This is a genomic window from Proteus genomosp. 6 (assembly GCF_040139785.1).
In the GTDB taxonomy this organism is placed as follows: Bacteria; Pseudomonadota; Gammaproteobacteria; order Enterobacterales; family Enterobacteriaceae; genus Proteus.
In genome coordinates this window covers 41,426-63,289 of sequence record NZ_JBEEVJ010000011.1, presented here as the reverse complement: position 1 = coordinate 63,289, position 21,864 = coordinate 41,426, and the positions used below count along the sequence as shown (strand labels likewise).

Below are 21,864 nucleotides of genomic sequence, written 5' to 3'. Positions count from 1 at the left end.
TAAAAACTTAGAAAAGCATGATTAATTCAATCATGATGTTTATTTAAATAAAATAAATGAGACAATGGGGGTCTGTTCTTATGCGAAATAGGCATTTTATCTGCTATTTAAGTGATATTCGTTTTAAGGTTGGGGTGTTTCAAAAAAGGTATAACGTAATTTATGGAAAAGCTGATTGAAATTTATGATTTCATTACATCAAAGCAGATTTTTACCACAATATTTTTAGTTATTGTGTTGCTGGTGGTGTGGTTTCTCGCCAAAATGATTTTCCGCCGAATAGCAAAGCGTTTACTTTTTTTATTTACTGAGCTTTCAGATGAAGAAACCATAGAAGATATTGCTAAAAAGAGCGCATCTATTGTTGCAGTTACACTTGTTCTCTATATTAATCAGCTACTACCGTCTTTTTCAGCTGAAATGAATATTATCTTTGAAACGGTTGCTCGCGCCTTTATTATCATCAATATCGCTTCATTGCTTAATAACGCTCTTGATATCTTCAATATTAGGCACGCTAAAAAAGCGTGGCATCGAAATAATTCCATCAAAGGCTATATTGAAATTGCCAAAATTGTGGTCTGGATTATCTCTTTTATCCTGATTATTGCGTTATTTACTGAGCAATCACCACTTATTATTATCTCAAGCTTTGGTGCCATTGCTGCGGTGTTAATGTTTGTTTTTCAGCATACACTTATCTCTTTTGTTGCCAATATTCTTATCTCTAACGGAAAAGTATTAAAGCTTTATGATTGGATTGAATTACCCAGTAGTAATATCAGCGGTGAGGTTATTGATATCGCATTACATACGATCACTGTACGTAATTGGGATAATACAATTTCCCGTATTCCAACCAAAGACTTTTTGACCGAAAAATATACTAACTGGCAACCGATGTTTTCATCGGGAGGGCGTCGGATTAAACGTAGTTTTTATATTGACCAATCTTCGATTTCATTTGCAACGCAAGAGTTAGTATTAGAATTAAAAAATACAGCGCCGCTTCGTAAAAGCATAGAAACGATGCTTGAAGGAAAAGAAGAAGAAATTGGCGATATTAATGAGTGGTTAGAAACAAAAGGCGTGACTAACTTACAGTTATTTCGTAAGTACATGCTAAATTGGATAAAAATGCGTGGTGATGTTCGACCTGATATGTATTTAGTGATCAGAACAATGCCACCTACACCAATGGGACTACCTGTAGAGTTATATTGTTTTACTCGTGCAACCACTTGGGTTGAATATGAAGAAACTCAATCTGAAATTTTTGAGTATATAAATGCATCAGCCAAATATTTTAAGCTCGACATTTATCAGCAACCTTCTGGTAATGATGTTGCGAAATTAAAATTCAGATAATAAAGTAAAACTAATTAAACACGGAATGCTTTCTGATTTGGCTCTAAATAACTCGAGGTACAGTTAGGAAACCCTTCAATGAGGTGATAGGAGTATATAAAATAGGCTTATCTCGGTGATCTTGCTGTTATCTTAATCAGTGCAATGTGCTTTTTTAATATTGGTTCTGACCTTGTGAGAATTTGTGTTAGAATCACCACGTTTATTAAACTATTCAGGTGAGGTGCTTCTGAATACGCCGTCACAGCTATCATTACCACTATCTCTGCCCGATGATGAGACATTCGATAGCTTTTATGCAGGGGAAAACGCGTCGTTAGTCGCGGCAATTCGAACCGCCATTCATCAATCTCATGGCAGTTATATCTATTTCTGGTCCCGTGACGGAGGTGGAAAGAGCCATCTATTACATGCCGCTTGTGCTGAGCTTTCATTAAAAGGTGATGCTGTTGGGTATGTTCCCCTTGATAAACGTGCCTATTTTGTTCCCGATGTTCTTGAAGGCATGGAACATTTATCCTTAGTTTGTATTGATAATGTTCAGTGTATTGCTGGTGATGAAGAGTGGGAACTCGCCTTATTTAACCTTTATAACCGTGTTTTAGAGCATGGACGAACCTGTTTATTAATTACAGGGGATAGACCGCCTCGCCAAATAGAGTTACAACTTCCTGATTTAGCATCTCGCCTTGATTGGGGGCAAATCTACCGTTTGCAACCTTTAAGTGACGAAGAAAAAATTCAGGCGCTGCAATTAAGAGCAAAACTTCGTGGGTTTGAATTACCTGAAGATGTGGGTCGTTTTGTATTAAAACGTTTAGATAGAAAAATGCGCACCTTATTTGAAATGCTTGATGAACTTGATCACGCTTCTATTGTTGCTCAACGTAAACTGACCATCCCATTTGTGAAAGATATACTCAAACTTTAAATAGCCTCACTCATCTCGTTAGGTGAGGCGAATAATCTCAATCCTACCTCTCTTTTTCAAATTCAACACCCATTGAAGGTAACAAATATTTGTTATTTATTAAGGGTGAATTTTCTATTTTTGTCTTTTCTAATAAAAACACAAGATAAAAAAACCGCTTGTCTTTATACAAGGCAAGCGGCGAGAGACACAAACAATAAAGGAGGAGGGTTAAATAATTAGTTTGCTTCTACTACTTTGGCTTTCTTCTGAGGAACCAGTAAGAAAATCAGATAAAGTGCAGTGATTGCAACCGTGTAGCCAGTGAAGATTAACCAGAATGATTTCCAATCAACCGCACCATTGGTGGTATATAAATCAATGACCCAGCCACTTAACATTGCACCTAAATAAGTACCAAAACCGTTCACTAAGGTCATAAACATACCTTGTGCTGTTGAACGATATTGTAAAGGGATCTCTTTTTCTAAGAACAGTGAACCAGAGATATTAAAGAAGTCGAATGCACAACCATACACAATCATTGATAACAATAAGACGATTTGACCTAGTGATGTGTAGTCACCGTAGGCAAAGAAGCCGAAACGTAAGATCCAAGCAACCATACTGAATAAAACGATCGTTTCGATTCTTACACGTTTTAATAACAGTGGCAGAAATAGAATAAATACGACTTCTGAAATCTGTGAAATAGATAAGAACACAGAAGGATAACGTGCAAAGAATGAATCATCTGCATTTGGAGATTGTGCGATATCTTGTAGGAATGGCACACCAAAGGTATTGGTAATTTGCAGTACAGATCCTAACAGTGTTGCGAAGAATAAGAAAACAACGACATTTTTCTTTTTAAATACTTGCAAGATATTAGTGATACTAAATGCCACTTCTTCGGCTTTAGTTTCATTTTTGTCAGCTGCTTTAGTTGCAGGTAAGAACATTGCAAATATAGCTAAAACAATAGAAGCGATCGCTGCAACGAAGAGCTGGTGGTAACTATTACCTAAACCTAAGAAGCTAATAACCCACATGGCTGCAATAAAACCAACAGTGCCGTAAACACGAATTTTAGGGAAATAGTTATTAGGCTCTAAATGTTTTTGTTCTAACAGTTCGAAAATGATGCTGTTTGCCATTGAGATACTTGGCATAAAGAACAATAAATGTAATAAAGTTGCAAAAAATAGTGTGGTTACTGTCGTCATTTGCGACATTAACACTAATGCTAATGCAGAAAAAATATGCAGGGTAATAAACACTAATTTGCGGTTGTTTATTTTATCTGCAATAAATCCCATGATGACGGGTGCGATAAGTGAGGCAAGTCCAAGAGCACTGAAAATAAGCCCAACATCACTACCTTTAAAATGCAGCTCTCCAAAGAGATACGAGGCAAATGTTACAAGCCAAGATCCCCATATAAAGAACTGGAGGAATGAGACAAGTTTTAATCTAAGTACGATATTCATCTGTTTTCCTATTAGCCTAGCAATCACCCGACACCAATAATGGCGATTGGTTAGTTTTAATTGCCCATAATGTTGGCTATAACGTTGTTTATTTCATATACATCTACAACTTCGTTTCACACTGACTAATTGTTATCAAGTTAAAAAAACAACAATAAAAGAAGAGATAGAGTAAATAACAAATTGAAAGCTTATTGCTGTGTTGCAGTATTGTTTTAAATGTGTGTTTTTTGTTAATTTCTTTCTTGGATGATAATGAAAAAATATTTTGGCAAGAATTTATTGTTTATCAATTCTGCTATCATATTTTCTGATATCCATGATATGTAGGAATGCATTTGTGTAAAGAGACTTGAGTCACAATATAAATGAAACACATGATTATTTTTTTCTTATAATTGTGAGTTTATACGATGTCGTGTGATCTCGATAGAAGTTTTCAAAAATGGCGATTTCTTACTCATAAAAAATATGAGGTTGAGATGAAAAATTTTGAAAGCATAAAACGATTGTTTTTTTTCTATTGTGGAAATAAGAAACACTTTGCTAATTGTAATGTTTACAATTTAACAACATTTAATAATTTATTTATTAATTGAGAAAAGAGAGTAAACGGTTGCGGGATTAATAGTGAAGTAAATAGAGAGAAGCCCATATATGTAAGAACATAAATATGGGCTTTAAATTTTGAAGATTAAATAAACAGTTCTTTTACTTGCTCTGGTGGACGGCCTAAACGGGCTTTATTACCGACAACCACAATAGGGCGTTCAATAAGTTTAGGGTTTTCATGCATTGCTTGAATTAATGCATCTTGTGATGTTTCATCAGCCAGTTTTAGCGTTTTATAAATTTCTTCTTTTGTGCGCATTAACTCTCTTGCATCATTAAAACCTAATGCTTTGAGCAGTGTTTTAAGCTCCGTTACTGAAGGTGCTGTATCTAGATAGTGAATAACATTAGGCGTTATTTGCATTTCTTCGAGTAAATGTAAGGTTTCACGGCTTTTTGAACAGCGTGGATTATGATAAATCGTCACTTTTTTGGTCATGATTGTCCCTTATTTAAATTGGCTGTCTCTTTGCTGAATTTTTCTTAATTGGTCTATGCGAGCATCAAAGCGAGCTTGATCATTGCTACCCAGCTTAACTTGTCTGCTTGCATCACCTAAGTAACGGATCGCTGTTTCAAAGTCACCTCTGAGTGCTAAATCTTCCGCATAAGCAGCTAATTCATGAGCTCTATCACCTTGTTTGGCTGAATTTTCTGCCATTAATTGCCAGCCAATAGGATCGTTTGGGTTATCAAAGGTATAACGATAAAGTAGGCGATTAGCTTCGTTATATTGCTTATTATGCATATATGAGTTCGCTAAGTTGGCAATAAGGACATTGTTATTGGGCCTTTGCTTTAATGCGAGTTGTAATCTTGCGACCGCATCACCTGCACGGTTTTGTTCTAAATCGATATCTGTCATGGCATCAATAAGCCAAATATTGTTGGGTTCTTTTTCTAACATCGGAGTGAGCAATTTTCTTGCGTCATCAAATTTGCGATCACGAGAATAGAGCAGTATTAGCGCATAATTTGCGGCTGACTTTTCAAGAGCAGTACCTTGCTTAAACTGATCAAGTATCGTTTGTAATGCATTCTCTGATGTTGGGTTTTTCGTCAGCATGGTTAATACACGCATTTTAGCAAACAGAAAGTCAGCTGACTGTGGAACCTGCCGAGCAGGAAATTGACTGGCTCGGCTTCTTGCATCGGATAAACGGCTATCAGGTAAGGGGTGCGTTAATAACATTTCAGGCGGTTTAGAGCTATATCGTACTTGGTCAGCAAGAATTTGCATAAAGTCAGGCATCCCTTTGGGATCAAATCCTGCTCGATAGAGTGTCTGTATTCCGATACGGTCTGCTTCTTGCTCGTTCATTTGTGTAAATGTGATCATATTTTGCTGCATACCCGCCATACTTCCCGTAAAGGTTGCAAGACCTGCATTCGGGTTTGCCATAAATATCAAAATAGAACCTAATACACCTGCAAGAGCAAGAGGTGTTGTTTTAGCCTGATCTTCAAGCATTCTCGCTAGATGTCGTTGAGTAACGTGTGTGATTTCGTGAGCCATAACAGAAGCTAATTCACTTTCTGTTTGGCTATATCGAAAGAGGGCAGAATGCAAAACAATGTTTCCTCCAAAATAAGCAAAGGCGTTAATATTGGGGTTGTTAACTAAGTAGAAGTGAAAAGGGGTTTTGACTGAGCTGGCGTTAGAAACCAGTTTTTGTCCCAAATTATTAATATAGTTAGAGAGTAATGGGTCAAAAACTAATGGTGCACTATTTCGCAGTTGGCGAGTATAGTAATCACCCATAGCAATTTCTTGATTGATGCTTAATGTTGAACCTGCGGTCGTTCCCATATCAGGTAAAGAGTCTTCAATATCAATCGCAGCATTCGCTGGCACTACTGATGTTGATAGCAACGCAGAAACAAGAAGCGCGACTAAGGGTTTTTTAAGTCTGAGTTTCATACAACTGTATCCTGATGGCTATCTTAACGAATAATTAATAATTAATGATGTATGATAGCAAAACCTAACGTAAAATCTGTCAAAAGATTATTGCTTATGTAAATGAATACATATAGCTCTATTGTTCTGATTATTATAAAGGATCTTTATTTTCATGCTGGACTTGCTTGTTCAATGGTACAAACGCCGATTTGCTGATCCACAAGTTATCGCCCTTGTGGTCATTTTGATTGCCGGCTTTTCAATTCTGTATTTTTTCAGTGGCATACTTGCTCCTTTATTGGTGGCAATTGTGCTTGCTTATCTTTTAGAGTGGCCAACTCATTTACTTGAAAAATTAGGATGTGCCCGTATATGGGCAGTATCGATAATTCTGACACTCTTTATCGGTATTAGTGCCATTGTTATTTTGATTTTAGCGCCAACGGTGTGGCAACAAGGGATGACGCTGATTTCAGATATCCCAAATATGATCAATAAGTTCAATGCATTTGCACATGAATTACCCGATCGCTTCCCTGCATTAATGGATGCCGGCATCGTTGATATGATGGCAGAAAATTTACGCAGCAAGTTCTCAACGGTGGCTGAATCTGTATTAAAAGTATCTTTAGCTTCGTTAATCGGAATTATTACACTGTCGATTTATCTTATTCTTGTTCCTTTAATGACTTTCTTCTTACTTAAAGATAAGCAACAGATGCTTAATGCGGTTCGTCGTGTTTTGCCGAAAAACAGAATATTGGCAGCACAAGTTTGGATTGAAGTTAATCAGCAAATTACCAATTATATTCGCGGTAAAGTCACTGAAATGATAATTGTGGGTATTTTCACTTATTTTGTATTTGCTTTCTTTGACTTACGCTACTCTGTATTACTTGCTGTTATTGTCGGTGTTTCTGTTTTAGTTCCTTACGTTGGTGCTGTTTTAGCAACAATCCCAGTTATTGTGATTGCATTATCGCAGTGGGGATTAGGCTCTGATTTCTGGGCGTTATTTATCGCTTATCTTGTTGTTCAAGGATTAGATAGTAATTTATTAGTACCAATTCTGTATTCTGAAGCCGTAAATATGCACCCGTTAGTCATTATATTATCAGTGATTATATTCGGTGGAATGTGGGGATTTTGGGGCGTTTTCTTTGCTATTCCATTAGCAACGCTGATAAAAGCAGTATTGCATGCATTACCCGATGAAATTGCGAATGAGCAAAATATAAAGAAAAGCTAAGTACCTCATTGAATATATTAATAAAAAACAGATAAAAAAACAGACAGTGTAAGCTGTCTGTTATCTTATCAATTCGAAGTATTAATTATGGATGTTGAGCGAGATAGTCGAGAACGACTTGATGGTGGTTACTGGTTTTAAAGTTATCAAATACGTGTTCGATAACACCATTTTTATCAATTAAGAATGTTGTACGATGAATACCATCGTAAGTTTTTCCCATAAATTGCTTTTCTCCCCAGATACCAAACTCTTCTGCGATCTTATGATCTTCATCTGAAAGCAACGTAAAATTTAACATCTCTTTTTCAGCGAAACGGGAAAGTTTTTCTGATTTATCTGTACTGATACCTAATACTTCAACTTTGGCTTTTTTTAGTGCATCCATTTCATCACGTAAGCCACAAGCTTGGGTTGTACAACCTGGTGTCATTGCTTTAGGGTAAAAATAAACGAGCACACGTTGGCCAGCGAAATCAGATAAATTAATCGTTTCTCCATCTTGGTCGGGCAGACTGAATTGAGGCGCCTTTTCACCGGCTTTTAATGGGTTCATTAGGTCATTCTCCATTTTTTACTGTTTCATCATCAGACTATTTACGATACTTATTGTGCCTTGAGCGTTCAGCTCTGTACATAATTGATTAAATTTCTCATTAATAACAATACCATGATCATCTAATGGATTATGCGCCGTAATCTGTATTTCTAAACGGGCAGGTGAGCCATCTTCTGATGGATGTGTTTTAGATATTAATTCAGCAAGATTAAAATTATGTTGGCTAAATAGATTAGTAAAGCGTTCTACAATACCGGGCGCATCTTCAATATCAACTTTCGCTGCAATTGTTGAAGGATAGGTAATTGGTGCACCATTGGTCGTTCTTTTCATTACGGTCAATAAATCCAGTTCCGCACTTTTAATGGGCAACAACGCTTCTAACTGTGCAATAGCGTTCCAGCCACCTGAAAGTAGCATGATAAACGTAAACTCTTGACCAAACATCGCAAGTCGGCTGTCCTCGATATTACATCCGCATTGGCTGACTAATTGTGTAATGGTATCAACAATACCAGGACGGTCAGCACCTAATGCAGTAATGACGAGAAAATGTTTATCAGGTATGGGCAAAATAAGGTTCCTTTTGACTTTCAGTTTATTCTTAACAGGTAAACACAAATTTCGATTTCTGCCAAGATCCCTTGCTCACTATCTTCAATTATTATATCTCTTTAATTCATATCAAAGAATATTAGCAAATTTCATTAGAAACCTAGAGTTAAGTAGTTTTCAATAGAGCAATGAATGAGTACCATTGAGTATACGTCTATCTCGGAGCAATGATTATGGTGAATAACGAATTTAATTTTACAGGCAGTATGGTGGCATTGGTGACACCAATGGACGCAAAAGGCAACGTTGACCGGGTTAGTTTACGTAAATTAGTTGATTATCATGTTAAGGCAGGCAGTGCTGCAATTGTTTCTGTCGGTACAACTGGAGAATCTGCAACATTAGGTCATGACGAGCATGTTGATGTCGTTTTAATGACATTAGATATGGCTGATGGGCGTATTCCTGTCATTGCCGGTACGGGCGCTAATGCAACATCTGAAGCAGTCTGGTTTACACAACAGTTTGAAAATAAAGGTATTGCAGGTTGTTTAAGTGTAACGCCATATTATAATAAACCTTCACAAGAAGGGTTATATCAGCACTTTAAAGCGATTTCTGAAAGCACCGAGTTACCACAAATCCTGTATAATGTACCGGGTCGTACTGGATGCGATTTATTGCCTGTAACTGTTGCACGTTTAGCCAAGTTGGATAATATTGTGGCAATTAAAGAGGCGACAGGGAACTTAAGTCGTGTTAGTCAAATCCAAGAGTTGGTTAATGATGATAGTTTTATCTTATTAAGTGGTGATGACGCATCATCATTAGACTTTATGCAACTTGGCGGTCAGGGTGTTATTTCGGTTACTGCTAACGTTGCTGCGTCAGAGATGGTAGAATTATGTCGATTAGCAAATGCGGGTGAGTTTGCGAAAGCGCGTGAACTTAACCGACGTCTGATGGACTTACATCATCAGTTATTTGTTGAACCTAATCCAATCCCAGCTAAATGGGCGTGTCAACGTATTGGATTGATTGAAGACGCCACATTGCGCTTACCTATGACTCCGTTGACATCATCAGGTCAGCAAATTGTTGAGAAAGCGCTGTTAACAGCGGGAATACTGTAAAACTTAGGGAATTTTAATGGCAACACTATTGCATAAATCAAAGATTATGAAAGTCGCGGGTCTGTCGCTGGTGGTCTTACTGGCAGCCTGTTCAAGTGATCAGCGCTATAAACGTCAGGTCAGTGGTGATGAGTCTTATTTAGAGACAGCAGGGCTAAAGAATTTAGCGATTCCGGCGGGTATGGTGTTGCCTTTGCAAAATGGGGAATATGACATTCCAACCCCTAAAAGAACTGAACCTGTTGGTTTAGCGCTTGATATTCGTCCACCAACTCAAGCATTGAATCTATTAAGTGGTTCTCGTAGTGAAAATAATGCAGATAACAGCCGTTTGCTATTACCAAACTCACCTGAAAACACAACACTATATGAACAAGTTAGCTCTATCTTAAAAGAGAAAGGTATTGCGATTGTTAAAAGTGATGCTGGACAAAAAGAGCTCCATACTGATTGGATCACATGGTTACGTGCTGATGAAAACGTACCTTTCCAAACACGTCAGCGTTTAGTAATTGCTCAGTCAGGTAATGTTATTTCGTTAACAGTGACTAATGAAGGTTTACGCCAAGGCGAAACTGAAATGACTGATCCGGCTGAAGTGAAGCGTTATAATATTTTAATGCTTAACGAATTGGTTGATGGCTTAAACCGTATGCGTAATTTAAGCGAAAATACGGCAAGCAGCAACATACAAGGTATTATCGATGTCCAAAGCGGCAGTGATAATGCTGGCCTTCCAGTGATCATCGTTCGTGCACCATTTGATGTGGTTTGGGATAGATTACCTATTGCATTAGAAAGTGTTGGTATGAAGATGGGCGATCGCACACGTTCTAAAGGTTCAATTGAAGTAACCTATAAAGGAATGAGCAGTGCAAACTGGAGTGCGTTAGGTGTTGATAGACCAACTGTTGAAGAAGCGGATTATAAATTACAAGTCGGCGATTTAAATAACCGCAGTAGTTTACAATTTATCAGTGATAAAGGTAAACCATTAACACAATCACAAAATGATCAAATGGTTGCTGCACTGAAAGCTGCTTTCAGTAAGCCTGTAAAATAAGTATTCTTCTTTAAAAATATGAGAAGCCGCACAATATATGTTGTGCGGCTTTTTTATGATCTTAACTTAATTGTATTAATTTAAATTAAACATCATTAATTGAATGCTCTTTTAATGATAGGGTTTAATTTAAATTTATTAATAATATTAATCTTAATGCAATACGCTTAATTTTATGCAATATTGCGTCAATTCTTATTCTTAAATAAAAATAACAAAGCATTCTCTGACTATATGAAGGAGTATTTATGAGTGCAGGTGATATGATTATTCACTTGATATTAAGTGGGATACTTATTGTAGGTGTTTATCAATTTTATTTTTTTACTCAACGATATACATTGAGAGAAGTGAAAATTATTAATTCACCGATTGATGAAAAGATCCCTTTCTGGCCATGGTGGTCATGGATCTATAGCTTTTTATATTATCCCGCAATTTTATATCTCAATTGGATCATTCAAGACTCAAGACAATTTATTATGATTGTTTTTAGTTATATTGTTTTGTTAGTTATGCAAATGTTTTTCTTTGTTGTGTTCCCTGTTGCAACCCCAGTACATTGGCGTACCTTAAACCCAGGAAAAACAGCGTCAGAGAAATTTCTTAAGTTTGTTCAGTATTTTGATGATTCCTCAAACTGCTTCCCAAGTATGCACGTTTCTGTTGCAACACTCACAGCGTGTCTTGCTTATGCAACTTTAGGACCATGGGTTTTCTTATTCCCATTATTTATTGCATTATCTTGCATGTTTACAAAACAACATTACTTAATTGATTTACCTGCCGGCGCTTTATTAGGTTGGTTTGCTTATGAGATCTACTGTTTTATTATTTAATTAAGCATTATGTTATTACGAGATAACCTGAATTTTTTTAATATAAAAATAGATAAGAGATAAGTCATTAAAACTTGTTAATGCTAATATTGATAACCAGATTAATTTTCAATAAAAAGAAATTAATCTGGTTTTTTTATTATTGATTACTCAAAATAGATGTAATCTGAAACAGATCTAAGGTCTATTAAGAATATCATCTGAAAATAGAAATAATAAGGTGATATAATCTATAATTATTCTTATTCTGACTTTTTATATTTTATATATCCTAATTTTACTAAACCACTCTTTATATTGATTATGATAACTTTAGTTATTAGCGCAGTTATTCAATAGAATTAATTGAAATATGATTTCTAATTATGGTGTGGTTTTCAACAAAAAAACGTTGTGAGCAATGCGTTGTCGCTGAGATTTTTTAGTGATAGTACTCACGTTTTAAAAGCTTTTTTATCTAATCTAGAGTAGAGTATGGGAAGCAAATTTCTTGTTAAACCTATCACATCTTTGGAGTGTGTCAGATGCAGAAAAAAGCTGAGTTGTATCGTGGAAAAGCCAAAACGGTCTACGCCACTGAATCTTCTGATTTTCTTATCCTTGAATTCAGAAATGATACATCAGCGTTAGATGGCCAACGTATTGAACAGTTTGATCGTAAAGGAATGGTAAATAACAAATTTAACCATTTCATTATGAATAAACTGGAAGAAGCGGGTATCCCAACGCAGATGGAACGTTTGCTTTCTGATAATGAAGTGCTAGTAAAAAAACTCGATATGGTACCTGTTGAATGCGTTATCCGTAATCGTGCAGCGGGATCATTAGTCAAACGTTTAGGTATCGAAGAAGGTACACTTTTAAATCCACCAATCTTTGATTTATTCTTGAAAGATGATGCTCGTCATGATCCTATGGTCAATGAATCTTATTGTGAAACCTTTGGTTGGGTGTCTAAAGAAAACCTCGCAGAAATGAAACGTTTGAGTTATAAAGCAAACGATGTCCTTAGCGAACTCTTTGATAAAGCAGGACTTATTTTAGTCGATTTTAAACTTGAGTTTGGTCTATTTCATGGCAAAGTTGTATTAGGAGATGAATTCTCTCCTGATGGAAGCCGTCTATGGGATAAAAACACCTTAGATAAAATGGATAAAGACCGTTTCCGTCAAAGCTTAGGCGGATTAATTGAAGCATACGAAGAAGTTGCACGTCGAATCGGTGTTTCTTTAGACTAAATACGCAAACGATTACGTCAAGTTAAACAAGATGTAATTAGAAAAGGTCAGCTTAAAAGCTGACCTTTTGTTTTAAATATCACGTTTTAAATGAAAATGTATTAAAGAACATAATTAAGCAACTATACAGATAGCTTGATTGAATTATGTTTAATAATAAGAAAATTTATCGTAATCCTAAGCTTTCTAATAATTGTTTAATCTCATTATTAAGCGCAAGGCTATCAATATATTGATTAATCAGAGGTGTAGGCTGGATAAGCGCATACTTGCACAAAAATATAAGGAAATAACCCACATAAATATCAGCGGCAGTCAGATTTTTACCACAAAGATAAGGTTTGGCGCTGGCTAAGCCCGTTTCTAAGCAATGAAAAGCGCGTTCAAAAGAACCAAAACCAGATGATTTTTGCTGTTCTTCATTAAGTTCAATACCAAGCTCTTTCACCGTAAATGCAGATTCAATAGGGCCTGCTGTAAAAAAGAACCAACGATAATAAGCAGCACGCTCAGGTGAATTAAGGGCAGGAGCAAATCCTTTTTCAATAAACTTATCTGCTAAATAAGCACAAATTGCCGCTGTCTCTGTAACAACGGTTTCGCCATCGACTAATGCAGGAACTTTTGCCATCGGATTAATAGCAAGATATTCAGGGGTGCGCATTGGTTCGCCATATTCTAATTCAACACGCTGATAAGACACATCTAATATTTTTAAGAAAAGTTCAACGGTGTTACCGCGAGACATTGTATTAGTATAAAGAATAAGTTCACTCATAATGTTTCCTTACTGTGTTGATTAATATGAAGTTGTTTAAACTGAAACTATAGCTAAACAAAGAACAGCGAACAGCAAGGAAGATATTACGCAAACGGTGCGTCAGTTTTTGTCAGGAGCCTCTTTGAGGATCTCTTTTTTCCATCGAGAGAGTAAATAGTTTTTAGGGTAAGGCAAATTCTCACTTAATACTTCATAAGAGATAATTCTATCGAGCCTAAAATGGCGATAGCTTTGGCGTAGTTCACACCATGCAGCAATCACTTGTGAATCTTGAAAGTAACCCACAGCAATAGGCCAAATAATTCGAGTGCTTAATTGTTTTTGAGCATCTTTATAATCTATTTTGGCTTTTTTTTCTTCGCGTAAACTAAAACGCATATCTTTAGCAATGGTATGATCAACTTCAATAATTCGGTTAGTGGGAACAAACAATGTATTTTGTTCAAGCAATGTTTGATGCTGTGTTGTTATTACAGCATTGATTTTATTAATTGCCCGTAACGCCGAGTGACTTAACTCTTTATCTGTATTACTTTCTACCCAACGTAAACCTAAAATAAGTGCTTCAAGTTCATTAATATCAAAGGTTAATGGCGGTAGGAGTAAACCTGATTTTAGCTGATAACCTATACCTGCTTCACCCGTAATTTCTGCACCTTGATTACGTAAAGACTCAATATCACGATAAATAGATCTGACACTAATTTGTAATTTATCTGCTAATACCTCTGCCGTTATCGGATAGCGATTTTCTTTTAAAATCTGCAATAAAGTGAGTAAACGTTGAGTTCGAGTCATTAAATTATCTATTTATTAGTGAAGAAAAAATACAAAGGCAAGAAATAAGAATTCTATGATGAAATCGTTAAAAAAGCAGTTTTAATTCCTTATGATGCTTATTTTTTTCGTTGTGACAACGGGTACTAGCTTACTCTGATAGTCTCTATTATCTTGCTCTTAAAAAATAGGGAATAGAGATTGCAATTATTTGTTATTATCTCAAATCAAGTGATAAATTTGTTCATAATAAATCTAAAGTCGTCTATTTAAAATGTGGGGATAAGTTATGCGTTGGAATGATCGCCGAAGAAGTGACAATGTTGAAGATAGAAGAGGGCAATCTTCTCCCGCATCAGGCGGTGGCAATCTCCCATTAGGATTAATTGCACTTTTGTTACGCACTAAATATGGGTTTGTGGTTATTATTGTTTTAGTGATAGCCAGTTTTATGGGATTTGACTTTAACTCATTAACGGGTGAAACCGACCAATCGCCACAACGCAACGAACAACAAAGTGCCCTTTATAATGAAGCCGCAGATTTTAGTAGCGTCGTTTTAGCCAGTACAGAAGATTTTTGGCAAACTATTTTTGCACAAGCAGGCAAACAATATAGCTATCCTAAACTTGTTTTATATACCAACAGCACCACAACGCAATGCGGTACAGGTACAAAAATAATGGGACCTTTTTATTGTCCCGCGGATAGAAAGATTTATCTCGATCTCTCTTTTTATAATGAAATGAAACATAGCCTAGGTGGTGGCGGTGAATTTGCTCAAGGTTATGTTATTTCACATGAAGTAGGGCACCATGTTCAGCATTTATTAGGTATCACTAATCAAATGCGTGAAAAACAACAAATGGCGCGTTCAAAAGCAGAGGCAAATCGTTTATCTGTAAAATTAGAGTTGCAAGCAGACTGTTTTGCTGGAATGTGGGGACATTTTATTGCAGGTGAAGGTCGTATTGATGAAAGCGATTTATTAACTGCGATCAAAACGGCGCAAGCGATAGGTGATGACAAGTTACAGAAACAACAGCAAGGTTATGTAGTGCCCGATAGTTTTACACACGGCACAGCAGAACAGCGCAAGACTTGGTTTATGAGAGGCTATAACAGTGGCAGTATTAAATCTTGCGATACATTTGCTTCTTCGTCTTTGAACTAATACCATTTGTCGGTAAATAAAAGATAATTAACGCTATAAAGAGAAAGGCTTAGGAACAAACATGAGTAACGTTGATCCCTCACTATTAATTTTGCTGGTTCTCGCAGGACTTGGCATTATTAGTCATAATATGACTGTAACGTTAGCAATGCTTGCTTTGCTAGTGATTAAAATCACACCTCTAAATCAATATTTTCCTGTTGTTGAAAAATATGGCATGACTATCGGGATCTTAATTTTGACCATTGGGGTAATGACACCCATAGCAACAGGACGTATTTCAGGGCAAGAAGTTCTTAACTCATTTTTAAACTGGAAATCATTACTAGCAATTGCGATAGGTATCGCGGTTTCTTGGTTAGGCGCACGGGGCGTTTCTCTAATGAATAACCAGCCTTCAACGGTTGCTGGCTTATTAGTGGGAACAGTCATTGGTGTCGCACTTTTCCGAGGTGTGCCTGTTGGACCATTAATTGCAGCTGGTATTCTTTCATTGTTAATCGGTAAATCCTAGCTGTGCCATTGTCTCATTTACATCAATATCAGCAAAAATTAGCTCAATTAGGGCAACGCCAGTTACTGCTATTAGCGGGTGAACCAGCATGGCAAACGGCACAGATCCAGCAAATTACTCAATTATGCCAAGGTGATTGGGTCACTATTTCTTCCAATCAACCCCATGCTATTTTACCTGAACAAGCTATTCGCCTATTGGGACGTGAGTTCCTACATGCGGTTTTTGATGCTAATGAAGGATTTAATACTGATGCTTTAGCCATGTTAACGGGCACATTAAAAGCAGGTAGTGTATTGATTTTGTGCTTGCCTGATATTGAACGTTGGGACAGTTATACCGATAACGATAGTCAGCGATGGAATGATGCTCAAGGTGTGCTTTCAACACCAAATTTTATGGCATGGCTAAAAAACATCACTTTAGGTGATGACAAAGCAATTGTCTGGCAACAATCAACGCCATTTCAATTACCCAAATTGATTGAAATGGCTAAACCTTGGGCACTTCCACAAGGTAAACCAACCGCAGAACAGCAAGTAATTTTAGATAATTTGCTATTATCGACATCGGGTATTTGGAGTGTTATTGCACCAAGAGGCAGAGGAAAGTCAGCGCTGGCGGGAATGTTTATCGATCAATATCAAGGAAATGTACTGGTATGTGCACCTGCTAAAAATAGTACAGATGTTTTATCTTCACACACCAATAAAGCTATTTCATTTTACTCTCCTGATAATTTATTAGCGCTGTGTATAAATAACGAAATTCAAAGTGATTGGCTGATTATTGATGAGGCTGCTTCTTTGCCTATTGCACAACTAAAAATGCTGTGTGGTTATTTCTCTAATGTCTTAATGACAACCACAGTACAAGGCTATGAAGGAACAGGGCGAGGTTTTATGCTGAAATTAGGAGACAACATTCCTAATTTGCATACCTATCAATTACAAACACCAATTCGTTGGGCTAAAGATTGTCCATTAGAAAATTGGCTTAATCAGTTGTTATTGCTTGATGAGCTTGAGTCTGATTTCGAGCGTCAGAAACAAGGTGGAGTCGATATCCACCAGCTTCAAGGAAATTGGCATAACAATATTTTACAACTACATGATTTTTATCAGTTACTTACCAGTGCGCATTATCGAACAACGCCACTTGATCTACGACGTTTACTTGATGGTCAAAAGCAGCGTTATTGGTCAGCATCAATCAATAAAAAAATCGTGGGTGCTGTGTGGTGTATCGAAGAAGGAGGATTACCTTTCGAACTTGCTTATGATGTCTGGCTAGGTACTCGTAGGCCAAGAGGTAATCTGGTTGCTCAATCATTAGTAACTTATGGTTTAACACCCGATGCAATGTGTTTGAACTCATTGCGTATTAGCCGCATTGCTGTTTTACCTCAATATCGACGCCAAAAAATTGCCGCAACTTTAATTGCTAATATTGTAAAAGAGAGTCAAAAACAGACTATTGATTATCTTTCGGTGAGCTTTGGTTATACCGAAGTGTTAGCACAGTTTTGGATGCAATGTGGCTTTCAAATAGTGCGCTTAGGGGTACATAAAGAGGCAAGCAGTGGATGCTACGCTGCAATGGCAATTTATCCACTAACAGAAAAAGGCGAACAGTTATTACGCTCGTCTTTACGTGCTTTTGCTTTGCAATATCCGCAGATAGAACAGCAAACCAAGCTCTGCTTAGCGGATAATTTAATACCAAATCATATCGCTACATCACAAGACCGTTGGTTAGTGATGGCGGGTTTTGCATTTGCTCATCGTCCAGCACTGACTGTTTATGAGAGTGTTGCTAATTTTTTAGCAGGTTATGAGCAACACTACCCGTTATTAGTGGCTTTTTTTGTAGACAATAAGTCAGTCGAGCAGTGTGTGGCTGAGTTTTCTTTATCAGGAAAAAAAGTCTTAACTAAGCAATTAAGAGAGCAATGTGCGCAATTAATGGCTGAAAAAGATCCTCAATTAACATCGCGTTATCAACAGTGGTTAGCTACTTATTCTCATCCTTCTTGTTTTGATTTTGTTTAGGCCAATCATCTTCATCATCCCATTTATCATTAAAATCACGATGTGGAGGCAACTTTCGCTTATTTTTAAGAAATTGCTTGGGATCGATTTTGTTCATATCTTTAATAGCGTTAATGATAATTCCTACTAAAAGAATTAAAATTACCCACCAATAGTCAGCAATCCAGTGCATAAATAAGCCTTATATTTTAAAATTGTTGTTGAGAATGAGGATCTTTTTTATTTACTCTATAAAATAACACAATAAAGCATAGGTTGGAAAAGCACAGCATGAAACGGATATTATTGATTATAGCAGGTTGGTTATGTGTTGGATTAGCTACATTAGGTGTTATTTTGCCTGTGTTACCCACTACACCTTTCTTATTGCTTGCTGCATGGTGTTTTTCTCGTTCATCGAAGCGCTTCCATTATTGGTTACTTTATCGCTCTTGGTTTGGTCCTTATTTACGATATTGGCAAACTTATCACGCTATGCCTAAAGGGGCGAAACCTAAAGCTATCTTAGTGATCTTAATTACCTTTGCGATTTCACTGTGGCTAGTGTCTATGCTTTGGGTCAGAATATTATTGCTGATAATCTTAGTGTGTTTGTTGATATTTATGTGGAGACTTCCTGTTAATGATCAACAAGAAGTCCCATGTGAAAAATAACGTTATTCAGGCAAAACAATGTAACGTGCAAATATTTCGTCAAGATTAGCTAATAGCCACTGTTTACCATAAATATTCTCTTCTTCTAACACAGATTTTAGAATATCAGGTGTATAAGCAAGAGAAGCTTCATGGGAAAGAGGCCAATAACTGATATGCCATGGCTCGTAAGCAATATCGCTCTCTTTATGAGTAAAAGGGCGATAAAAGTCATACACTGACATATTCTCTGTTAACCATTCATTAAGCTCTGCAAAATAGCCACCATCTTCGTATTCCCAAGGTTCTAATTGTAATGATTGCCCTTCAGGTAAACGAAAAGGATCGTAAATATCAATCTCAGTGCCCCAATGGTGGCGACTTGCACCAGGCAATGCTGACCATTTTAAAATAGCGATACAGCGCTCACCATCTGATAATGCATGAATATCTATTGGCTGGCTTTGTGCATCTAAAACAGGACGAGTACCTTCAAACTTTCCATTCCATATAGCTAATTGGCGATTAAAATCACGAAAAGAGCTGGCTGGCATTAATTTAAAGCCTGCTTTTGTGGCTTGTTGTTGTAATGCTAAAAAAGCTTTAGTGGCATTAAATTGTAAGCGATGCTGACCAGATAAAGTGACTAAATGATCAGTAGAACGGCCAGTTAGCATTAAAGGCGTTATCATAAAATAAGTTGCTCCATAACCCGCTGATAAATTCGGCTAAGCTGTTGTAAATCTGCCGCATTAACACACTCATTAACTTTATGAATTGTTGCATTAACAGGGCCTAATTCGACAACTTGCGCGCCCATTTGGGCAATAAATCGACCATCAGAAGTGCCTCCACTGGTGGAAAGCTCTGGCTCTAAATTGGTGTAATGCTTAACGGAGTAACGGACAGCTTCAAGTAATTTACCTTGCCCAGTAATAAAAGGCTGACCAGATAAAGACCATTCCAACTGATAGCGAAGTTGATGCTTTTGTAGTAACGCTTCTGTACGTTGGCGAATTTCTTCATCTGTAATGGCAGTACTAAAGCGGAAATTAAATTGAATAAACAGCTCACCAGGGATCACATTATTGCTGCCTGTACCTGCATGGATATTAGCAATTTGCATTGTGGTTGCTGGGAAAAACTCGTTACCTTCATCCCAAACAGTATTAACGAGCTCTTGGATAAAAGGGGAGGCAAGATGAATAGGATTTTCTGCAAGGTGAGGGTAAGCGACATGACCTTGCACACCTTGAATAATTAAATTTGCTGTTATTGAGCCTCGACGACCATTTTTTACCATATCGCCTAAATGATGTTGGCTTGAAGGCTCACCCACAAGGCAATAGTCGAGACGTTCGCCACGTGACATTAACGATTGTACGACTTTAACTGTGCCGTCTGCGGCTTTGGCTTCTTCATCCGATGTAATTAAAAAGGCTAGTCGTCCACGGTGATCAGGATAAGAGCGAACAAAACGTTCAGCAGCGACAATCATGGCGGCAAGCGAGCCTTTCATATCCGCCGCACCGCGTCCATATAACATACCATCACGAATAGATGGTTCAAAAGGCGGGTTATCCCACAAATCAAGATCACCTGTTGGTACAACATCAGTATGACCAGCAAAAGCTAGTGTTTCGCCTTCACCACCACGACAAGCCCAGAGATTTTCAGTTTCACCAAAAGGCATTCTTTCAATCGTAAAACCAAGAGGGGCAAGCCTATCGATAATCAGTTGCTGACAACCTTGATCATCAGGGCTGATTGAGGGACGCGAAATCAGTTGTTGTGCAAGCTCAATAACAGGACAGGACATAAAAATTAGGCTCCTGTAAAGGACGAATAATCATTGACATCAAAACCAACAACAAAGCGGTTGTCTGATGACACAAGAATAGGGCGTTTAATGATCGCGGGTTTATCTAACATAAGTGAGATTGCAGAGGTAACATCAGTGATTGCGTTTTTTTCTTCATCAGATAATTGACGCCAAGTTGTTCCTCTTTTATTCACAAGTGTCTGCCAATCTAAATTTTCTGTAAAGGTGCGTAATAATGCTTCCGTCAAACCCTCTTTGCGGTAATCATGAAACGTGTAGGGAACATGATTATCATCTAGCCATTTACGTGCTTTTTTGATTGTATCGCAATTTTTTATGCCGTACATGGTATATGTCAGGTTTGTCGTGGACATGATATTTTCCTTATATGACAATACGTAATATTAGTATTGATGAGAATGAGTGTTATACAATTCCAAAATAACAGCTTTTGTTGTAGTGAAAAATCCTATTTACATTATAAAATATATCGGATATTAAACTGTCACGTTAGTGTAACGAATTGTGTAGCGTAGAGTAATACAAATACGAATAAAGATTTCCGTTGGTAAAAGAGAATATGAAAAGTATTTCACTGAGTCTTATATTGCTTTTACTTTCTTCTTTTAGCTGGGCAGATGAAGAAAATGACAGTCAAAAAGTTGATGAGTATAAAATAGCCTTAGAGGCTTTTTTTAACAGTGATTATTTATTGTGTTTGGGCGAAGGGAAATGGCCTGTGTACAGCAATGAAGATGATGCACCTTGGGTGCTAGAAAGAATGCATGCATTAGTTGAGGCAGGATTGATTGAACAAACCGCAAATGGAGAAGAATGGGTGTTCAATCTCAGTGAAAAAGGGCGCAGAGCATGGCAACCTTATCAAGACTTCTGTTATGGTCACCTGTTCATTAGCCAAATTAAAGAGATCCAACCGATAGGATCAGGCAAAAGTAAAATTTATTTTTATTATGGTGTAAAAGGTATTCCTTCATGGGCAACCAATGAAGAAATACAATCCGCTTTTAGCGAACTTGATATTGTGATTAATGGAATAAATCGAGAGCTGTATCAGTTAAATATCGAAAAATTACCAGATAACCATTTTAAAGTATTAAGTTATCCAGTTCCTATTGAGTAGAGATGATTTAATATAGCACTAAGCAGAATATTCAATAATAGCTCTGATTACC

Annotated in this window: 23 protein-coding genes; 12 read left to right on the top strand and 11 right to left on the bottom strand. The window is 37.0% G+C overall.

Translation table 11 applies throughout. The features are described 5' to 3' along the window. The first annotated feature begins 162 nt into the window (after positions 1 to 162). Both ABN212_RS14045 and hda read left to right on the top strand, forming a co-directional pair. Positions 163 to 1,368: a mechanosensitive ion channel family protein gene (locus ABN212_RS14045; protein WP_088495294.1), complete on the top strand. Its 1,206-nt coding sequence runs from the start codon at positions 163 to 165 to the stop codon at positions 1,366 to 1,368. A 223-nt stretch (positions 1,369 to 1,591) separates the two neighbouring features. Beyond that, a complete protein-coding gene (hda, locus tag ABN212_RS14040; protein WP_006533048.1) occupies positions 1,592 to 2,299 on the top strand; it encodes a DnaA inactivator Hda in 708 nt (235 codons plus the stop codon). Between the two features lie 218 nt (positions 2,300 to 2,517). Here hda and ABN212_RS14035 read toward each other — a convergent pair whose 3' ends face one another. The 3 genes from ABN212_RS14035 to ABN212_RS14025 all read right to left on the bottom strand — a co-directional run bounded on the left by ABN212_RS14035 (position 2,518) and on the right by ABN212_RS14025 (position 6,301). Continuing rightward, on the bottom strand, positions 2,518 to 3,768 hold the full coding sequence (locus ABN212_RS14035; protein ID WP_198632203.1) for an MFS transporter: 1,251 nt from the start codon (positions 3,766 to 3,768) through the stop codon (positions 2,518 to 2,520). A gap of 694 nt (positions 3,769 to 4,462) precedes the next feature. Beyond that, positions 4,463 to 4,819, bottom strand: coding sequence for an arsenate reductase (glutaredoxin) (gene arsC, locus ABN212_RS14030; RefSeq protein ID WP_109373657.1), 357 nt, complete (start codon positions 4,817 to 4,819; stop codon positions 4,463 to 4,465). Between the two features lie 9 nt (positions 4,820 to 4,828). Next, complete coding sequence (locus ABN212_RS14025; RefSeq protein ID WP_198619853.1) at positions 4,829 to 6,301, bottom strand: M48 family metalloprotease; 1,473 nt, start codon at positions 6,299 to 6,301, stop codon at positions 4,829 to 4,831. A 154-nt stretch (positions 6,302 to 6,455) separates the two neighbouring features. Here ABN212_RS14025 and ABN212_RS14020 point away from each other — a divergent pair, with 154 nt between their 5' ends. Further along, positions 6,456 to 7,532 (top strand): AI-2E family transporter, encoded by a 1,077-nt coding sequence (locus ABN212_RS14020; RefSeq protein ID WP_109373655.1) that lies wholly within the window; start codon positions 6,456 to 6,458, stop codon positions 7,530 to 7,532. 85 nt (positions 7,533 to 7,617) lie between these two features. Here ABN212_RS14020 and bcp read toward each other — a convergent pair whose 3' ends face one another. Continuing rightward, entirely contained in the window at positions 7,618 to 8,088 is a 471-nt protein-coding gene (gene bcp, locus ABN212_RS14015; RefSeq protein WP_151435413.1) for a thioredoxin-dependent thiol peroxidase, read from the bottom strand. Positions 8,089 to 8,106: 18 nt separating this feature from the next. Then, a complete protein-coding gene (locus tag ABN212_RS14010) occupies positions 8,107 to 8,664 on the bottom strand; it encodes a glycine cleavage system transcriptional repressor (RefSeq protein ID WP_088495300.1) in 558 nt (185 codons plus the stop codon). A gap of 215 nt (positions 8,665 to 8,879) precedes the next feature. Between ABN212_RS14010 and dapA the strand changes: the two genes are divergently transcribed. From dapA to purC, 4 genes are all read left to right on the top strand, one after another. Continuing rightward, the gene (gene dapA, locus ABN212_RS14005) at positions 8,880 to 9,779 is read left to right on the top strand and encodes a 4-hydroxy-tetrahydrodipicolinate synthase (protein ID WP_198619854.1); all 900 of its coding nucleotides are present in this window, start codon (positions 8,880 to 8,882) and stop codon (positions 9,777 to 9,779) included. A 16-nt stretch (positions 9,780 to 9,795) separates the two neighbouring features. Further along, a complete protein-coding gene (bamC, locus tag ABN212_RS14000) occupies positions 9,796 to 10,842 on the top strand; it encodes an outer membrane protein assembly factor BamC (RefSeq protein WP_109373653.1) in 1,047 nt (348 codons plus the stop codon). 248 nt (positions 10,843 to 11,090) lie between these two features. Then, positions 11,091 to 11,681 (top strand): phosphatase PAP2 family protein, encoded by a 591-nt coding sequence (locus tag ABN212_RS13995; RefSeq protein WP_349443323.1) that lies wholly within the window; start codon positions 11,091 to 11,093, stop codon positions 11,679 to 11,681. A gap of 524 nt (positions 11,682 to 12,205) precedes the next feature. Further along, complete coding sequence (gene purC, locus ABN212_RS13990) at positions 12,206 to 12,919, top strand: phosphoribosylaminoimidazolesuccinocarboxamide synthase (RefSeq protein ID WP_088495303.1); 714 nt, start codon at positions 12,206 to 12,208, stop codon at positions 12,917 to 12,919. A 166-nt stretch (positions 12,920 to 13,085) separates the two neighbouring features. On the opposite strand, the gene ABN212_RS13985 is transcribed toward purC, so the two are convergent. Further along, positions 13,086 to 13,697 carry a glutathione S-transferase family protein gene (locus ABN212_RS13985; protein ID WP_198619856.1) on the bottom strand — a complete coding sequence of 204 codons (612 nt, stop codon included), beginning with the start codon at positions 13,695 to 13,697 and terminating at the stop codon, positions 13,086 to 13,088. 102 nt (positions 13,698 to 13,799) lie between these two features. Further along, on the bottom strand, positions 13,800 to 14,498 hold the full coding sequence (locus ABN212_RS13980; RefSeq protein WP_198619857.1) for a helix-turn-helix transcriptional regulator: 699 nt from the start codon (positions 14,496 to 14,498) through the stop codon (positions 13,800 to 13,802). Between the two features lie 268 nt (positions 14,499 to 14,766). Between ABN212_RS13980 and ypfJ the strand changes: the two genes are divergently transcribed. The 3 genes from ypfJ (at position 14,767) to ABN212_RS13965 (ending at position 18,216) form a co-directional block, all read left to right on the top strand. Further along, positions 14,767 to 15,651 (top strand): KPN_02809 family neutral zinc metallopeptidase, encoded by an 885-nt coding sequence (ypfJ, locus tag ABN212_RS13975; protein WP_198619858.1) that lies wholly within the window; start codon positions 14,767 to 14,769, stop codon positions 15,649 to 15,651. Between the two features lie 61 nt (positions 15,652 to 15,712). Next, a complete protein-coding gene (locus ABN212_RS13970; protein WP_006533030.1) occupies positions 15,713 to 16,165 on the top strand; it encodes a DUF441 domain-containing protein in 453 nt (150 codons plus the stop codon). Positions 16,166 to 16,167: 2 nt separating this feature from the next. Beyond that, positions 16,168 to 18,216: a tRNA(Met) cytidine acetyltransferase TmcA gene (locus ABN212_RS13965; protein ID WP_349443322.1), complete on the top strand. Its 2,049-nt coding sequence runs from the start codon at positions 16,168 to 16,170 to the stop codon at positions 18,214 to 18,216. Here the strand turns inward: ABN212_RS13965 and ABN212_RS13960 are convergent. Further along, positions 18,179 to 18,388: a YpfN family protein gene (locus ABN212_RS13960; RefSeq protein ID WP_109373648.1), complete on the bottom strand. Its 210-nt coding sequence runs from the start codon at positions 18,386 to 18,388 to the stop codon at positions 18,179 to 18,181. The two genes, ABN212_RS13965 and ABN212_RS13960, sit on opposite strands and share 38 nt — an antisense overlap. Positions 18,389 to 18,486: 98 nt before the next feature. Between ABN212_RS13960 and ABN212_RS13955 the strand changes: the two genes are divergently transcribed. After that, positions 18,487 to 18,870 (top strand): DUF454 family protein, encoded by a 384-nt coding sequence (locus ABN212_RS13955; protein WP_109373647.1) that lies wholly within the window; start codon positions 18,487 to 18,489, stop codon positions 18,868 to 18,870. A 2-nt stretch (positions 18,871 to 18,872) separates the two neighbouring features. Here the strand turns inward: ABN212_RS13955 and ABN212_RS13950 are convergent, their stop codons facing one another. Genes ABN212_RS13950 through ABN212_RS13940 form a run of 3 tightly spaced genes read right to left on the bottom strand, consistent with a single transcriptional unit; the run spans position 18,873 to position 21,045 of the window. Further along, the gene (locus ABN212_RS13950) at positions 18,873 to 19,541 is read right to left on the bottom strand and encodes a M15 family metallopeptidase (RefSeq protein WP_349443321.1); all 669 of its coding nucleotides are present in this window, start codon (positions 19,539 to 19,541) and stop codon (positions 18,873 to 18,875) included. Beyond that, a complete protein-coding gene (gene dapE, locus ABN212_RS13945; protein WP_109373645.1) occupies positions 19,538 to 20,668 on the bottom strand; it encodes a succinyl-diaminopimelate desuccinylase in 1,131 nt (376 codons plus the stop codon). Before dapE ends, ABN212_RS13950 begins: the two co-directional genes overlap by 4 nt. A 5-nt stretch (positions 20,669 to 20,673) precedes the next feature. Continuing rightward, positions 20,674 to 21,045, bottom strand: a complete 372-nt coding sequence (locus ABN212_RS13940; protein WP_109373644.1) for an ArsC family reductase — start codon at positions 21,043 to 21,045, stop codon at positions 20,674 to 20,676. 206 nt (positions 21,046 to 21,251) lie between these two features. On the opposite strand from ABN212_RS13940, the gene ABN212_RS13935 reads away from it, so the two are divergent. After that, positions 21,252 to 21,812, top strand: coding sequence for a hypothetical protein (locus ABN212_RS13935; RefSeq protein WP_100160343.1), 561 nt, complete (start codon positions 21,252 to 21,254; stop codon positions 21,810 to 21,812). The last annotated feature ends 52 nt before the right edge of the window (positions 21,813 to 21,864 follow it).

What these genes read in the sequence shown, in the direction of transcription:
- ABN212_RS14045 (WP_088495294.1), top strand. Translation starts at nt 163, where the DNA reads ATGGAAAAGCTGATTGAAATTTATGATTTCATTACATCAAAGCAGATT.
- ABN212_RS14035 (WP_198632203.1), bottom strand. Translation starts at nt 3,768, where the DNA reads ATGAATATCGTACTTAGATTAAAACTTGTCTCATTCCTCCAGTTCTTT.
- arsC (WP_109373657.1), bottom strand. Translation starts at nt 4,819, where the DNA reads ATGACCAAAAAAGTGACGATTTATCATAATCCACGCTGTTCAAAAAGC.
- ABN212_RS14025 (WP_198619853.1), bottom strand. Translation starts at nt 6,301, where the DNA reads ATGAAACTCAGACTTAAAAAACCCTTAGTCGCGCTTCTTGTTTCTGCG.
- ABN212_RS14020 (WP_109373655.1), top strand. Translation starts at nt 6,456, where the DNA reads ATGCTGGACTTGCTTGTTCAATGGTACAAACGCCGATTTGCTGATCCA.
- bcp (WP_151435413.1), bottom strand. Translation starts at nt 8,088, where the DNA reads ATGAACCCATTAAAAGCCGGTGAAAAGGCGCCTCAATTCAGTCTGCCC.
- dapA (WP_198619854.1), top strand. Translation starts at nt 8,880, where the DNA reads ATGGTGAATAACGAATTTAATTTTACAGGCAGTATGGTGGCATTGGTG.
- bamC (WP_109373653.1), top strand. Translation starts at nt 9,796, where the DNA reads ATGGCAACACTATTGCATAAATCAAAGATTATGAAAGTCGCGGGTCTG.
- ABN212_RS13995 (WP_349443323.1), top strand. Translation starts at nt 11,091, where the DNA reads ATGAGTGCAGGTGATATGATTATTCACTTGATATTAAGTGGGATACTT.
- purC (WP_088495303.1), top strand. Translation starts at nt 12,206, where the DNA reads ATGCAGAAAAAAGCTGAGTTGTATCGTGGAAAAGCCAAAACGGTCTAC.
- ABN212_RS13985 (WP_198619856.1), bottom strand. Translation starts at nt 13,697, where the DNA reads ATGAGTGAACTTATTCTTTATACTAATACAATGTCTCGCGGTAACACC.
- ABN212_RS13980 (WP_198619857.1), bottom strand. Translation starts at nt 14,498, where the DNA reads ATGACTCGAACTCAACGTTTACTCACTTTATTGCAGATTTTAAAAGAA.
- ypfJ (WP_198619858.1), top strand. Translation starts at nt 14,767, where the DNA reads ATGCGTTGGAATGATCGCCGAAGAAGTGACAATGTTGAAGATAGAAGA.
- ABN212_RS13970 (WP_006533030.1), top strand. Translation starts at nt 15,713, where the DNA reads ATGAGTAACGTTGATCCCTCACTATTAATTTTGCTGGTTCTCGCAGGA.
- ABN212_RS13960 (WP_109373648.1), bottom strand. Translation starts at nt 18,388, where the DNA reads ATGCACTGGATTGCTGACTATTGGTGGGTAATTTTAATTCTTTTAGTA.
- ABN212_RS13955 (WP_109373647.1), top strand. Translation starts at nt 18,487, where the DNA reads ATGAAACGGATATTATTGATTATAGCAGGTTGGTTATGTGTTGGATTA.
- ABN212_RS13950 (WP_349443321.1), bottom strand. Translation starts at nt 19,541, where the DNA reads ATGATAACGCCTTTAATGCTAACTGGCCGTTCTACTGATCATTTAGTC.
- dapE (WP_109373645.1), bottom strand. Translation starts at nt 20,668, where the DNA reads ATGTCCTGTCCTGTTATTGAGCTTGCACAACAACTGATTTCGCGTCCC.
- ABN212_RS13940 (WP_109373644.1), bottom strand. Translation starts at nt 21,045, where the DNA reads ATGTCCACGACAAACCTGACATATACCATGTACGGCATAAAAAATTGC.
- ABN212_RS13935 (WP_100160343.1), top strand. Translation starts at nt 21,252, where the DNA reads ATGAAAAGTATTTCACTGAGTCTTATATTGCTTTTACTTTCTTCTTTT.